The 14,079-nt window shown below is 38.0% G+C and carries 16 protein-coding genes; 8 read left to right on the plus strand and 8 right to left on the minus strand.

Going from position 1 to position 14,079, the window contains the following annotated elements; genetic code table 11:
• Positions 1-73 precede the first annotated feature (73 nt).
• The gene (locus CLV81_RS07090; RefSeq protein ID WP_106144328.1) at positions 74-922 is read right to left on the minus strand and encodes a DUF4249 family protein; all 849 of its coding nucleotides are present in this window, start codon (positions 920-922) and stop codon (positions 74-76) included.
• 3 nt (positions 923-925) lie between these two features.
• Positions 926-3,331 carry a TonB-dependent receptor gene (locus CLV81_RS07095; RefSeq protein WP_245911946.1) on the minus strand — a complete coding sequence of 802 codons (2,406 nt, stop codon included), beginning with the start codon at positions 3,329-3,331 and terminating at the stop codon, positions 926-928.
• Positions 3,332-3,510: 179 nt separating this feature from the next.
• Here CLV81_RS07095 and CLV81_RS07105 point away from each other — a divergent pair, with 179 nt between their 5' ends.
• The 8 genes from CLV81_RS07105 (at position 3,511) to CLV81_RS07135 (ending at position 8,630) form a co-directional block, all read left to right on the plus strand.
• On the plus strand, positions 3,511-4,050 hold the full coding sequence (locus CLV81_RS07105) for an RNA polymerase sigma factor (RefSeq protein WP_245911947.1): 540 nt from the start codon (positions 3,511-3,513) through the stop codon (positions 4,048-4,050).
• Complete coding sequence (locus tag CLV81_RS07110) at positions 4,050-4,589, plus strand: hypothetical protein (protein WP_106144330.1); 540 nt, start codon at positions 4,050-4,052, stop codon at positions 4,587-4,589. Before CLV81_RS07105 ends, CLV81_RS07110 begins: the two co-directional genes overlap by 1 nt.
• A complete protein-coding gene (locus CLV81_RS07115) occupies positions 4,573-5,658 on the plus strand; it encodes a hypothetical protein (protein WP_146129849.1) in 1,086 nt (361 codons plus the stop codon). Before CLV81_RS07110 ends, CLV81_RS07115 begins: the two co-directional genes overlap by 17 nt.
• A gap of 73 nt (positions 5,659-5,731) precedes the next feature.
• Positions 5,732-6,403: a hypothetical protein gene (locus tag CLV81_RS07120; RefSeq protein WP_106144332.1), complete on the plus strand. Its 672-nt coding sequence runs from the start codon at positions 5,732-5,734 to the stop codon at positions 6,401-6,403.
• On the plus strand, positions 6,400-6,540 hold the full coding sequence (locus CLV81_RS20535; RefSeq protein ID WP_158259087.1) for a hypothetical protein: 141 nt from the start codon (positions 6,400-6,402) through the stop codon (positions 6,538-6,540). The genes CLV81_RS07120 and CLV81_RS20535 overlap by 4 nt, the downstream gene beginning before the upstream one ends.
• A 20-nt stretch (positions 6,541-6,560) precedes the next feature.
• The gene (locus tag CLV81_RS07125) at positions 6,561-7,391 is read left to right on the plus strand and encodes a GIN domain-containing protein (RefSeq protein WP_158259088.1); all 831 of its coding nucleotides are present in this window, start codon (positions 6,561-6,563) and stop codon (positions 7,389-7,391) included.
• Between the two features lie 44 nt (positions 7,392-7,435).
• Entirely contained in the window at positions 7,436-8,029 is a 594-nt protein-coding gene (locus CLV81_RS07130) for a precorrin-2 dehydrogenase/sirohydrochlorin ferrochelatase family protein (protein WP_106144334.1), read from the plus strand.
• A gap of 136 nt (positions 8,030-8,165) precedes the next feature.
• Positions 8,166-8,630: a hypothetical protein gene (locus tag CLV81_RS07135; RefSeq protein ID WP_146129850.1), complete on the plus strand. Its 465-nt coding sequence runs from the start codon at positions 8,166-8,168 to the stop codon at positions 8,628-8,630.
• Positions 8,631-8,651: 21 nt separating this feature from the next.
• Here CLV81_RS07135 and CLV81_RS07140 read toward each other — a convergent pair whose 3' ends face one another.
• The 6 genes from CLV81_RS07140 to CLV81_RS07165 form a co-directional block, all read right to left on the minus strand.
• On the minus strand, positions 8,652-9,404 hold the full coding sequence (locus CLV81_RS07140) for a LytR/AlgR family response regulator transcription factor (protein WP_106144336.1): 753 nt from the start codon (positions 9,402-9,404) through the stop codon (positions 8,652-8,654).
• Between the two features lie 813 nt (positions 9,405-10,217).
• Positions 10,218-10,382: a hypothetical protein gene (locus CLV81_RS20540; RefSeq protein ID WP_158259089.1), complete on the minus strand. Its 165-nt coding sequence runs from the start codon at positions 10,380-10,382 to the stop codon at positions 10,218-10,220.
• 233 nt (positions 10,383-10,615) lie between these two features.
• Positions 10,616-11,161 (minus strand): hypothetical protein, encoded by a 546-nt coding sequence (locus CLV81_RS07150; protein ID WP_146129851.1) that lies wholly within the window; start codon positions 11,159-11,161, stop codon positions 10,616-10,618.
• A 359-nt stretch (positions 11,162-11,520) separates the two neighbouring features.
• Complete coding sequence (locus tag CLV81_RS07155; protein ID WP_106144339.1) at positions 11,521-11,913, minus strand: hypothetical protein; 393 nt, start codon at positions 11,911-11,913, stop codon at positions 11,521-11,523.
• Positions 11,914-12,110: 197 nt separating this feature from the next.
• The gene (locus CLV81_RS07160; RefSeq protein WP_146129852.1) at positions 12,111-13,109 is read right to left on the minus strand and encodes a dienelactone hydrolase family protein; all 999 of its coding nucleotides are present in this window, start codon (positions 13,107-13,109) and stop codon (positions 12,111-12,113) included.
• Between the two features lie 20 nt (positions 13,110-13,129).
• Entirely contained in the window at positions 13,130-14,074 is a 945-nt protein-coding gene (locus CLV81_RS07165; protein ID WP_106144341.1) for a PorP/SprF family type IX secretion system membrane protein, read from the minus strand.
• Positions 14,075-14,079 lie beyond the last annotated feature (5 nt).

The following is a 14,079-nucleotide window of genomic DNA, read 5'->3' on the forward strand; positions in this document are numbered from 1 at the left end:
CATTGTTTTGCATCAATAGAAATGCCGGGTCCCAAAGGAACCCGACATTTCCCAAGCAAAAAACCAACCTAAACTAGTCTTCAATAAATGTATAACTGGCCTTGTCTACCTCCGTTAGACGGAAATACCCAAATGCATAGTTTTCCGGATTTGTCACGTTGATGCAATTTCCTCTAACAGCAACAGGAGTTGCCTCAAAAAGGCCAACACCACCTAATTGTGAAATAAGAATTTTGATGTAGTCGTAATAATCACGGGAAATGCCATACATTTCAATGTCAACGACATCACCGGGCATAAATGGCAGAATGTTTTGGTCCTCGTCCTCTTCAATCTCATACCACCAGTCAATTTCATTACCATTGATGAACTCGTCTTCGGCCACTTCCAAATCGGGTAATAAATCTCCACGGCGTTTGAATCTGAAAAGATAATTATTCCCCTCTTCAATGGGGTCGGTGAATACAACATGTACTTCCAATTCCTCATCATCAAACCCATCAATACGATCTTGGAAAACATTGGTGATTTCCGTTACCGGGGTCATGGTCTCCGTGGCACGATATATATCTCCATTATATTCAATTTGAAGAGTATAGGATTGCCCCATAATAGGTTCAAAACCAGTGGTCAAATATTCTCCATTGTTTTGGTCTTCAAAAACAAATTCCTCATTGCTGGAATCATTTGTTACCACTACGGTAGCACCAACTACATCGGTTGTGGTATTCGTTTCAAAGAAGGGAGTGGAGGTTCTAAGGCGAATACTTTGATTATTTCCTGGAGTACCTTTCTCCCAATCCAGAGATGCTTCCACTACCAAACGAATGGGACCATCTTGAACTTCCACATCTACGACATCTGTGCAGGCAGAGGATAATATGATAATAACTATTAAAGTGAATTTTAATATGGTTTTCATGTGCTAGAATTTAAAGTTGTAGGTGAGGGATGGTACTATGCCAAAAATTGCGGTTCGGGTTGCCTCATTGGCACCGGTTTCCAGATTTTGGCCAAAGGAAATGGCGGCTGCGTTTCGTCTATTATATAAGTTATAGACACTTAGAACCCATTCCCCTTTGAAGCGTTTGTTTCGATACTTTTTCGGGACATAACTGACAGATACATCCATTCGGTGATAAGCTGGTAAACGGTCCGAATTTCTCGCAGCGTAACTGGCAATTGACAAGTCTTCGTACTGGTACTGTCCATTGGGATAGGTTACGGGTCTACCTGTTTGGAAAACCAAATTTGTTCCAAAACTCCATGAGTCATTAAGGCGATACGCTCCTGATATGGAAATATCATGGGTCCTGTCAAAAAACGTGTTGTACCAATCTCCATTATTGATTCCAGGCCCACCAGCAATTCCTCCTAGAGTGCGCTGCTCCGATTTTGAGAGCGTATAGGCTATCCACCCTGTAAAATCGCCCTCATTTTTTCGTAACAGTACCTCTAGACCATAAGCTCGCATTTCCCCGTTCAAGATTTCGGTTTCTATGGTATTCTGACCAATAAGCTCAGACCCGTCAATATAGTCAATGCGATTATCCACCGTTTTGTAATATGTCTCTACTTCCAAAGAATAGCGTTTATCCATAAAATTTCTGAAATAACCCAAAGCGTATTGATTGGATAATTGGGGTTCTATAAATGGGCCACTCGGCGTCCAAACATCTAATGGGGTAACGGATGATGTGTTGCTTAATAAGTGAATGTATTGCGCTGCTCTTGAGAACCCTGCTTTTAGCGAAGAGTCTTCATCAAGTAAATAGGCCAATGATACTCTGGGTTCAAAATTGCCAAAGGTCTCTATGGCTTCGCTTCTTGAAAAATCAGTTTCTCCTATGGCTACGCCACGCTGATAAATACCCAAAGTAGGATTATAAACAACAGGCTGTCCGTTGGCATATTCGGTAATGGGCTGTCCACCCAACCTAGAAAAAGCACTGTACCGAAGGCCATATTGTGCGGTTAATCTATCGGTAAACTTATGTTCCGCGCTTATGTAGGCCCCACTCTCAAAGGCTCTTTTTTGATCTAAAGTAAGTGGATTTACGGGTGAAGTTGGCGCAGTAGGCTGTACCTGCCCCGGGTCAAAATCATAGTAAATTCCGTTGATGCCGAAATCCAATGAAAAACGGTCACTTAAATAGTACTTGAGGTCATATTTTATGTTATAATTTGTAATGGAAGAAACCCATTCAAACTCTTCCTGGTCAAAGTTTAGGTCATAATCATACCTACTGGCAATGATGGATAAATTTGAAAATAACTTCTCATTAAAAATATGGTTCCATCTTAAATTACCGGATGCATTGCCGTAGCTATTTTCAAAGTTGTTGCTGAAATTAAAGGCATCGCGCCCAAAGTATCCTGAAAGAAACAATTTGTTGTTTCGATTGATGCTGTAATTTGTTTTTAAGTTCAGGTCATAGAAGGTAACACTGTTGTCCTCTCCAGCAGCCTTCAAAATTAAATCAACATAGGATCGTCTTCCTGCTACCAAAAAGGAACCTCTATCACCAAAGATTGGTCCTTCGGCGGTCAATCTGCTGGAGATTAATCCAATTCCTCCAGTTAGTGCAAAGTTTTTGCTGTTTCCATCTTTTTGACGGATATCCAATACCGAGGAGACCCGACCGCCAAAACGCGCAGGGATTCCACCTTTGTACAATTTCATGTCTTTAATTGCATCGGCATTGAAGACCGAGAAGAACCCAAACATATGGGAAGTATTGTAGATAATGGCTTCATCCAGCAACACCAAGTTCTGGTCTTGTGCTCCACCTCGCACGTGAAAGCCACCGGTTCCTTCACCATTGTTGGTTACCCCAGGAAGCATTTGCAGAGATTTAAGGATATCCACTTCACCCAATACTACGGGCATCTTTTTTACGGTACCCACATTCATTTTTACCACACTCATTTCGGGCTTACGAAGGATTGCCCTTTCCGGTTCCTCGGCGGTCACCACTACCTCATCCAGTTCTGTGGAAAACTCCGTTATCTCTACATCCTGATTGATGTCCTGGTTCAAGTTGATGCTAATGTTGACATCTGAGTACCCTATATAAGAGATGTTCAGAACATACTCACCTTCAGGAGCGGTAATGGAGTAGAATCCGTACTCATTTGTGATTCCTCCAATCGTTGTGCCCACAAGAAATACAGAGGCACCAAACAAGGTTTCTCCATTACTTCCGTCGGTAATTGTGCCACTGATTGTATGGCTGGTTTGAGCGGTTGCCAGTGCACAACCCATAAAGTAGATCCATAAAAGCCAAACTAGGGTTTTGCTGATAGGGTCTAAAGATTTTTTGCTGTTCATTTTTTTTGATGGTTTATGGTTGCAAATAATTTTCACAGCTAGAGACAGAACAGAAAAGCGAGGGTTGCATGATTTTGAATTCTTTTTGGAAAAATCATTTTTTTTGAAAGTTTTATCCCTTAGAGTGCAACCCTTTACTTTTGATATTGTCTTTAACACAGCAAGCATCAACCTAAACTTTGGAAACCGACGTCCGTTTTACACATAAAAACTTGGTAGAAGAATGCAAGAAGGGCATTCAAGGTTCGCAGTATGAGCTCTATTCGCTATACGTGGATGCCATGTTCAATGTGGGATATCGTTTTTTGGGAAGTAAGGAAGATGCAGAGGATATTATTCAGGACAGTTTTGTTGATGCCTTTAGGAACCTTGAAAAGTTCAAATATGAAAGCAGTTTTGGAGCATGGCTCAAAAGAATTGTAATCAATAAAAGTATCAACCATTTAAAAGCAAAAAGAATTGCTGTAGTACCCATGGAAGCACATGAGTTTCATTTGACTGAAGATGAATCTGTAGAAGTTGATAAGGTGGATATCCAAAAGGTAAAAAAAGGCATTGCCGTACTACCTGATGGTTATCGACAAATTATTAACCTCTACTTAATAGAAGGGTATGATCATGTGGAGATTGGAGAGATTTTGGGGATATCGACAAGTACTTCAAAGTCGCAATATCACAGGGCGAAGAAAAAATTATTGGAAATCATAAGCGAATTGTAATGGACAATTTTGAAAAACATATTCGAGACAATGCAGGCCAGTTTGATGAGCACAAAGCAGACCGTGCGAAACTGTGGGCCAATATCTCGGCAGAGCTCCAGAAAGAAGAACCTAAGGTAATTCCACTTTGGAAAAGACCGGCTTTCCGCGTTGCTGCAAGCGTAGTTCTTTTGTTTGGTCTTGCTGGAATAATCTTTTTGTCTTCATTGGGAGTGAACTCCAATGAAACCCAATACGTTTCCAAAGAGTTGATGGATATTGATATGCACTATCAAAATTTGGTGTCCTATCAAGTGGAATTGGTCCGAAAGAACCCTAACCTTACCGAAGAGGATAAAGTTGAGTTTTTGTCTTTCATGGATGAGTTGGATTTGGAATACGAAGCACTTCGCGAAGAAATGGGAAGCAACTTGGACAATGAACAGGTATTGGAGGCCATAGTTGCCAACTATAAAAAGCGGATTGAGCTTATTGAAAATTTATTGAGACAGATTAACGATTCTAAAAAAGTGGATAAAGAGTATGGATACACGTTATAAAATAGCATTTTGGATGGCTTTCATGCTGTTTTCAGCATACTTGGGAACCGCACAGGAAAGGGTGTCCAAAACAGTCGAAAGGAGTTTTGAACTCTCCGATGCAGGGGAATTTCAGATAGAGAACAAATATGGTAACATAGACATTACGGGGTGGGAACAGGATAAGGTGGCCATAAAGGTTTCCATACATGTTAACCATAGAAAAAAGGATAATGCCCAAAGTCTACTAAGTCGAATCAACCCCGAGTTCAAATCGGGCACCAATTATGTGGGGGTGGTTTCTAAGATCAGGAAAAAAAACACAGGCTGGTTCGCTGATTTTTTTAATAAGACAAACCCGGTAGATTTTGACCGGAGCCATGTGCAGATAGATTACGAAGTGTTCATGCCTTCCAAAGCAGAACTTCGCGTAACCAATAGATTTGGTGATGTGATAATAGAAGGTTGGAGCGGACCTCTGAATGCCTTAGTGGAACACGGGGATTTATGGGTAACAGAAGACCTCAATAAGGCCGATGTTATCTTAAAATTTGGAAAGGTTCGTACACAAGATTTGGAATATGCCAGTTTGTACCTTAAAAATGGAGAGTTGGAAATGGAAAACTCCAATAGTCTTCGCCTTAATAGTAGTGGAACCGATATGGACATTACTTCAGTGAAGACCCTGGAAATCTATTCAAACAAGGATGACATTGCCATAGCCGAGATAGGTTCAGTGTATGGTACCTTGAAGTTCAGCACGCTAAACATTCAACGTTTGATGAAGGAAGTTAATTTGGATACCAAGATTGCTGATTTTCGGATAACCCAGTTCATTGAGCCCCAATCAGAGATATCGTTTGAGCAAGAATCTTCCGAAATAACCTTAAATGTATCAGGTTTTTCCCATCGGTTTAGGGCTACTTTGGAGCAGGGTGTGGTCCGTTTACCCAAAAGTTTTGAGAATGTAAACTCCACAGTTTTGGACAAGGGTCGAAGACTTCGTGAAATTGAGGCGACCTATGGCGATGATAATGCAGGACTCATCTCTATAAATGGGATCAAAGGAATTGTAACAATAAATGATTAAAAAAGTCAAAGGAAATGCAACCTTTTAAAAGTTGCTTTGTCTTTAGAAAAAATCAATCAATACACTAAGCAAAATGAACAATCAAAAAACAACAATTCCACTTTTAATCTTTCTGCTTTTTGGGCTTTTTACAAAGGCTCAAGACAATGATGAGAAATATATCACTTTTAATGACCGAAGGAATGTGGTGCATGGTGTTTATCTAGGTATTGCCATGGGGTATGGTGAAATTGAAGGAGAGGACACCTACGTGGGTACGTTTAAGGTAGCCTATGTGGCGAACCGGCAATTTGAGGTAGGTTTTTTGGCAAAGGGATTGTACTCCCGTCAAGACATCTTTAATCCAAGGTCGGGAGAAAATGATGATTTGATTGCTGGCTATGCTGGTTTTCATTTAGAACCCATACTTTTTGGAAGATCCCGTGTGAGCCTATCATTTCCATTATTCATTGGTGGTGGAGCAGTTGGCTACGTAAGTCGTGATGATATTGACAATGATGTGGACATCGATATTGATGACGATGATGTTGATGCCGTATTTGTGTTGGAACCCGGGGTAAGTGCACTTTTTAATATATCAAGATTTGTCCAAATTGAGGCGGGTGTAAAATACCGTTTCTCGAGTAAAATCGAATTGACAGATAGTCCTATAGACCGGATTAACGGATTTACCAGCCAAGTGGGTATCAAGTTGGGAATCTTCAATATGGGAAGAAATCGATACAAGAAAACCTTGGACCAATGAAAGAGGAAAGAAGTTTAGGAAGTATCCCAATTGTTGCCATACGGGTATTTACTGAAAACAATCAAGTATTCAAACAAGAAGGCACCGGAGACTGGCATGTTGTTCCATTTAAATGGACTTCGGTAATCTTCAGATAAACAATCCTAAAATAAACAAGATGAGATTAATTAAAACCAATTTGATTTGGATGGTAGCCCTATTGGCTGTATCCTGCTCAACAGAAACAGTAAGAGTGTCGGATGAGGTATCCGCCCGAAACTATGATTTTAACGAAATTACCGCTTTGGAAGTAGCCACAGACTTTAAGGCTTACATTAACTTTTCGGATGCAGAACAAAGCATTCGTATAGAAGCAAATAGCAATCTATTCGATAAGATAGATGTCTTTGAACGGAATGGAAAGTTAACGGTTAAAGTAAAGAACAATGTGAATATCAAAGGAAAAGAAACCTTGAATCTATTTATCAATGCAAAGAGTATAACTGAGTTTAAAGCTTCTTCTGACGCTTCCATTTTTCTAGATGCCCCTTTAAACGCACCTTCAACATCAGTTCAACTCAGTTCTGACGCTTATTTTGACGGGGATGTGACCACAGATGATTTTGAATTGACTGCTTCATCTGATAGTAAAGCAACATTATATCTTGATGCCAAAAATGCTCGTATGGATTTTTCCTCTGGCGCTCAAATGGATGGTGAGGTTACAATTGATGAAGTCAATGTCAAGTTATCTTCAGACAGCGAAATAGACGTAATGGGGACTATCTCAGAATTAACAGCAACACTTTCTTCAGATAGCAGAATAAAAGATTATGCTTTGGGAGTGGAGAACTTAAAAGTAACGTTAACCTCAGACAGTGAAGCATACCTTACGGTTTCAAATACCATAGATGTAACGGCAAATTCTGACAGTAAACTGTTCTATAAGGGAGAGGCTGAAATAATCAGTCAAAATTTGTCGAGTGACGGGAAGGTTATAAAAAAATAGCATTTCTTTCTATCTTGGTATGGCCGAAGAAAAGTAAAGATGATATGGAAGAACGAAATGAGTTATATCCGGTTTTTTTAAAGGTTTCCAACCTGAACATACTCATTGTAGGTGGAGGCAATGTGGGCTTGGAAAAACTCTCTTTTTTGTTGAAATCTAGTCCAGAGGCAAAAGTGCAAATGGTTGCACCAGAATATTTGGAAGCTACCTTGGATTTGGCTAAAAACCATCAGGTGGAAATAACTCATGATATATATAACAAGAGTTATTTGGACGGCAAGCATATGGTAATAGCCTGTACGGATAAAGAAGAGGTAAACGAAGAAGTATATCATGATTGCAGGGAGCGAAGTTTGCTGGTCAATGTGGCTGACAACCCACCTTTTTGTGATTTTTATATGGGAGGTATAGTGACCAAGGGCAATGTAAAGATTGCTATATCCACCAACGGCAAATCACCGACCACGGCCAAACGGTTGCGTCAATTTTTTGAAGATGTGCTACCGGAACGAATAGACGATTTGGTTAAAAATCTTAATGAGTATCGTAAAACCCTTAAGGGAGATTTTGAAGAAAAAGTTGAGGCGCTCAATGAGTTTACCAAAGGACTTGTTGAGAAGAAAGACAGTTCAAAATAGAACGGCCCACGTTGCGTTAAAAAAGCTATAAAGTAGTTCGCCGAACTGATTTCAATTTCAAAAAATCATATTTTTGGATTCACCATAAGTTTCCCCTTTGTATTTGTTGTTTAGTTTCAATTCAAAACAATTTGAGATGAAAACTGTTGTTATAAAAGTGTTTTTGGGGATGTTTATTTTTCCGTCTTTTTTGCTGGCTCAATCAGGGGACAACCTAACGAGGTTGAAGGAATATATTGATAATGGTCAGTTGGTAATTTATACAGAGTCGTCCATAGTACTTGATTCAAGTTCCAGTGCCATCACTTACGTGGATTTTTGTGATGATGGCACGTATTATTATGACTACGAAGGGTCTTTCAATGTAAAGGGAACCCAAAATACAAGCAATAGAAATAGTCGGGCCAGTGGCGCTGGAGTAGCTAAAAACTCCGGAAACTGGCAAGTCTTGGAGTATCAGAATGCTTTTTATCTTGAGGTCACAGATGCTTTTGGCCAGAAAACTTATTATCCAATAAACATTCAAAATTTAGCTGCAGGCAAATGGAAACAAGGAAACACAACCTATGTTTTTGCTCCAAAGAAGGGGAGGTGTTTGTAGAGCTAAAAGATTGCAATTAGGCTAAAGTCTTTTCATTGAATCCAATAGGTCCTCTTTCTTTCTGGGAGAGATACTTACATGCATGTCATTGCTCATTATTATGTACCCCCCGTCGGATTTAATATATTTCTTTACCTCTTTTAAATTTATCAAGTAACTGTTGTGCACCCGCATAAATTGATGATCGGACAAGAGATTTTCATACTCTTTGAGGTGTTTGCTCACGAGAAGGCTGCTGCCATCCTTTAAGGTAAATGATGTATAGGAACCATCTGCCTTACATAAAATGATATCTCGAATAAGAATAAATTCCATTCCGGCAGTGGTGGCCAAACATATTTTTTCCTGTTTTTGGGCTCCCTGACCTAGATTCTGCATTAAAGTTTCGATCTGCTGCCTGTAAACACTGGTATCCATTCTGCTTCGTGCTTTGTCAACAGCTTCTTTAAGTTCTTCCAAGTCAATGGGTTTCAATAAATAATCTAAAGAACTAAACTTAATTGCTTTTAAGGCATATTTTTCAAAGGCCGTGGTAAAGATTACCTCAAAATCTGGATGTTCTATTTGATTGAGTATATCGAAACCCTCCCCAGACTGCAGTTCAATATCAAGAAAAACTACATCAGGGCTAAATATGGAAAGTACTTTGACCGCTTCGGGTACAGAACCTGCAGTCGCCAGTACTTTTACATCATCGCAGAACTCCTCTAATAGAGTTTTTAGAGTTTCTCGGCTGTGTTTTTCGTCTTCTACTATTACTACTTTTAATGTCATGGTGTGATGTTATGCTGCCATTATTTTGTGATTGCCCTATTTTTAGGATCTTGGTACTTGAATTCTATGAACATTTAACTGATAAATATCTAAGACTTACCTTGTTTCTGTTATACCTTGAGAAATTCGATTAGAAATCAAAAAATTTTGATGCTAATGATTAAAAAGGTACGACTTTTAGGGCGACTTGTGTTTTACGATCAAATCGTTTTTTTTAACAAAATGAACGGTAAAAAGAATATAATTAGTTTTAATCGGAAATTGTCAAATCTTACAAGTGGGTTATTTATACGGTTTTTATGGATTGTCCTCAAAACAATAGAAAGCCAAATACCTATATCCAATTTCGAAATGAATGGTGTTGTGCAAACTTAATTTAGGAAACCTACCGCGTTTTTTCTTTTGTATGTGGCCTACGCAGCATAACCCCATACTCGTCTTAGGCTCGGTCCAAAAGTATTCGCGGCAGGTATTTTGTAATACAAAGGTTTTGGTAAATAAGCCCTATTTTATAAAAGTTAAGGGCCAAACCACATTTTATATCATTAGCTTTAAATTTTTAATAAAAACTCCTAGAGTATCAGTTATTGACGGTTTATCGTTTCTCGGTATTTCATTGTGTTTTCTTTTCTTATATCCTTTGGCGTAAAAATCGGGGTTAGTTTTTGCTGCTCTTTAGTGCTTTACAAATAAATTGGCATGTTCCATTTAAAAAAGACTTCCGGGGTTGTTTCCCAAAAAAGCACCTGCTATTCTTATCTTAAGACTATTTGTTGGGTTGTCATTTTTATTTGATAAATGCATCTTTGGAATTTATATATTGGATGTTTGTTCAATAGTACTTTGATTAACTGATAAGAATGAACCTTCAAAAAGGCCGCTGCGGTCTCCAATGACACCACACCAAGAAACGGGACTGGAGAAAAATACAGCGGCCCAACCTATGCTTTTTAAGTTCTTAATTTGAACTACTTTCATCTTACTATTTCATGAGGTTATAGGTTGCTTGCCAACCGGTTCTATTTTTATTGCTTATGATAAAAGCAAGGCTAATTTCCTTTTTTTTTCAAACTAAATTGTTCAAAATTGATGGTTGTATAGTTTCAATTGATGAATGGCTTTTATAAATCAAAATCCAAAATAAAATCTAATTGCGTCCTAATTTTTTAGTAATTACTTATCAAGCTTTGGGAAAATCGGAATACCTAACTTTATATCATTAGAGCGGAATACTTGGGCTTTCGTTTAGAAGCGTCTGAAACAAATTGGTTTTTAAGTGACATTGAAACACGGTTTTTATGATAACCACTAAAGTCTATTTTACAAAAGTTGCTCAAACACCCCAAAGTCTCTTCGTAATCATGGATGTTAACCCCATTGGCTTTTAAAAAGTTATGGATGCTATATTTTTTTTTGCGACCATATACTGAGCTTCGCTCTGGGTAGAAACTTTCAGGCTTAATAATTAGCATTTTTAATGATTTAAGATGGCACATAGGTGCAGTATAGTTGGATACACCATCTTTAATGCATTTAAATGTGAGGTATACCTTGCCAATGTTTTTGAAAACATTGGCTGTATAACCCAAAGTCTCATTGTTTACAGGAAGTTTAAGGCATGTATCTTCGGTCTCAAGATAGAAAAGAATTGTATTTTCCTGCAAAACATCTTTGGTCAATTCAGGAATTTCAATGATACTTGACCAACCTAGAGGTCTATCCCTTAAATCAAACAGGAGAAGTTTAACAGAGTCCAATAACATATGGTTATTATCTTTTTTATTTATGCGTATGTTATTGGATTTACTATATAGGAAAATAGGATAAATGATTATAACGGTAGCACAAATAAGAGTCCAAATAATGATCATCAGCTGCATTTTTCTTCGTCTTTAGAGTAATGAAACGTCTTAAATTCTAAATAAAGAAACCTATAATTCTGGATTCCATAGTGTGGAAATGTGTGGAACAGCCTTCTGAATTGATGAATAAATCATTTAAGGTGAAATGCAAATTTTACCGATGAATTGTATGCTCTTTATGTACATCTTTAGCTGCCCGACAAGACCCCCGTATAATTTATGGTTAAGGTTTCATGTCTGGTAGCTTTTTCTTACTAATTGTGAATGTCCATTTTTCTTATTTTCTCTAAATGGTCCAGTTGACCTATTACATTTTTTACGTCGTAGTCCACAATTTTTCGAGTACTGTAACTTCTCTTTATATGGTCTATATAGGTGTGAATCTCCAAAGTATAGTATTTTTCCATTTTGAAAATAGGATTATTCAAAACTTCAGTTTGGTTCGTTTGATTCTTTTTCCCAAATGCCCTTGCTCTATAAACCGTCTTGCATTCAACGTTTTCTTTATTAATCCATTCTACTGTTACTTCAACAAAATCGTCTTTCTGTTCTTTGAATTTATAAGTGGCATTTTTAGAAATGTTGCCTACTTCATATTCTGATTTTACAAGATCTAAAATCCATTTTTCTAAAAAATTATCCTTCATATTGGTTCCGTATTAAATATTTAGTTGAGACCATTTCTCTGGTCTCGGTTTTGATTCAAATTCCTTTAGGTTGAAATGTTCCTTCCTAGATTTTGAAGGTTGATGAATCTGGAACGTTACCCTTTAAGAGGATGAAATAAAAGACAGCTTTGCAAAGGGCGTTTACCTGTCCTTTCTGAATTTTGTTAAGCGGTTGGTCAGTTTTTTGACCATAGTTTTTTAAACCATTCAATTGCTCTTTTTCTGGCCAAATCACTTTCAGGAAGACCATCAAAGTCAAATCCATGAGCTACACCTTCATAATAATTCATTTCTACCGGTGCTTCTTTTGATTTTAGAACCTCAAAAAGACACAAGGTATTTTCGGTTAATACGTCATTGGATGGTATTTGGAATAGTATGGGGGCGTAGGGAAGGAATACATTCCCTTCAGTGGCCTGTGAGCCACACGGGTGTTTGCCAAAATAATTATAGCCAACGGAACCACCGTAGTAAAATACAGCACCTGAAAAGCCGATTTCGGGTTTACTTTGAGGGGGCAATACCCCATCTGAAAACCCATATTCTTTGCCGTTTTGACTTTGGGTCCATTCAAAATCCTTTGAAACTCGATTAGTGTCGAGCATGGTGGCTACAACAGCACTTGCACCATCCGAAAAACCTAAAAGTGCAATGTTTTCTTCCTCCACAATGGGGCTTCCGTCTTCATACTCCAAATTTTGAAGTAAGGATAATGCAGCATTTGCATCTTTTGGCCTTTCAAATTGAGCACTTATCTTAAAATTATCTGGAAGCTCTCTCCATTTTCCAGTTCTTGTGGTGACACCTCTCCCAGAATAACTATCCACAAAGGCACCTACTATGCAATTTTCAGCGAGCAAATTTTGCCATTGTATAAACTGTCCGGACATGGTTTCAGAACTAGGATCTTTATTGGTCCACATACCATCTGAACCATGCATAACCACAACTGCAGGCAAAGGTCCATCTGGGCATCCTTCAGGGATAGAAAGAAAAACGGGAATTTCATAATCACCAACTGGTATTTGAACTAGAGTCTTAGAAGTGCCGGAGGGAATGATCTGAGCGTTTTGTAGAGAACCTAAATTATTTTCAGAATCATTACTACAGCCAAAGCATACCAAAACTAGAGCAAAAATCAATTTCAAAGCTATTTTTTTACGAGTTGTATTCATTTTTAATTTGTGTTTACGTTTTAATAAGTACATGTACAATTGGAAATACCCTGAAATAAGTCTACGCCCAAGGTAACCACATGGGTGCCACTGGAGTACCCCAATAATTCAGTAAGGATTACTTGATAAGAATAACCAAAGTAAAAACCACTTTTGTTTAGCCCTAGAATTGGTGCTACATAAAGAGGTTGGGCTACTTGATCATTTAAAAACCGATATGTTATACCAGCATAATAACTATCTATGAAGTCGTATAACCGAAACTTGACATTTAAGTCTGTTACTGAACGGCCATCGCTTTCGAAATATTGAAAAAATACGGAGGGTTCTATTTCAAAATCCGCTCTTCCATTTTTTCTGAACTTATATCCAGAGTATAAGAAGTAGTTTCGTAAAATGTTTGGCTCATATAAAAAATTGAACTTTTCAAAATCTTTGTTCAAGATGTTGGACACGTTCAAACTCAGAAAATAGTTTCCTTTTCTGTATAGTGCGCTCAAATCAAAATTTGGATTGCTTGATGCTCTATCATCGGTGATTGCCAAATCGTTGTTTTCTTGAAAATTTTCGATATCAATTCTGAATTGATTTAGGTTAAAAGAAAGGGCCAAGGAAAAATAATGGTCGTCATATTGGTCAATCGTTAAATGATGAGCAAAAGAAACTCTACTTCCTCTTTGCTTTGTTTCACCGTTGGAATCATTATAAAGTACCATGCCAATTCCAGACCGATTCCCCAGTCGTACATCAGCAGAAAGCGATTGAGTATCTGGAGCATCTGGGATGCCTACCCATTGACTCAATCCGTTCATACGTACCTTTACATAATTGCCTATTCCAGCGTGGGCAGGTGACATTAAAAAAGGATTATCGGATAAGTATTGAGATAATTGAGGAATAGTCAATTCTTGACCTCTAAAGGTCATTGCCCAAAAAATGAATAGAAGGAATGTTATTTTTCTCATTTTTA

It is taken from the genome of Flagellimonas meridianipacifica (genome assembly GCF_003001695.1).
GTDB classification, from domain to species: Bacteria; Bacteroidota; Bacteroidia; order Flavobacteriales; family Flavobacteriaceae; genus Flagellimonas; species Flagellimonas meridianipacifica.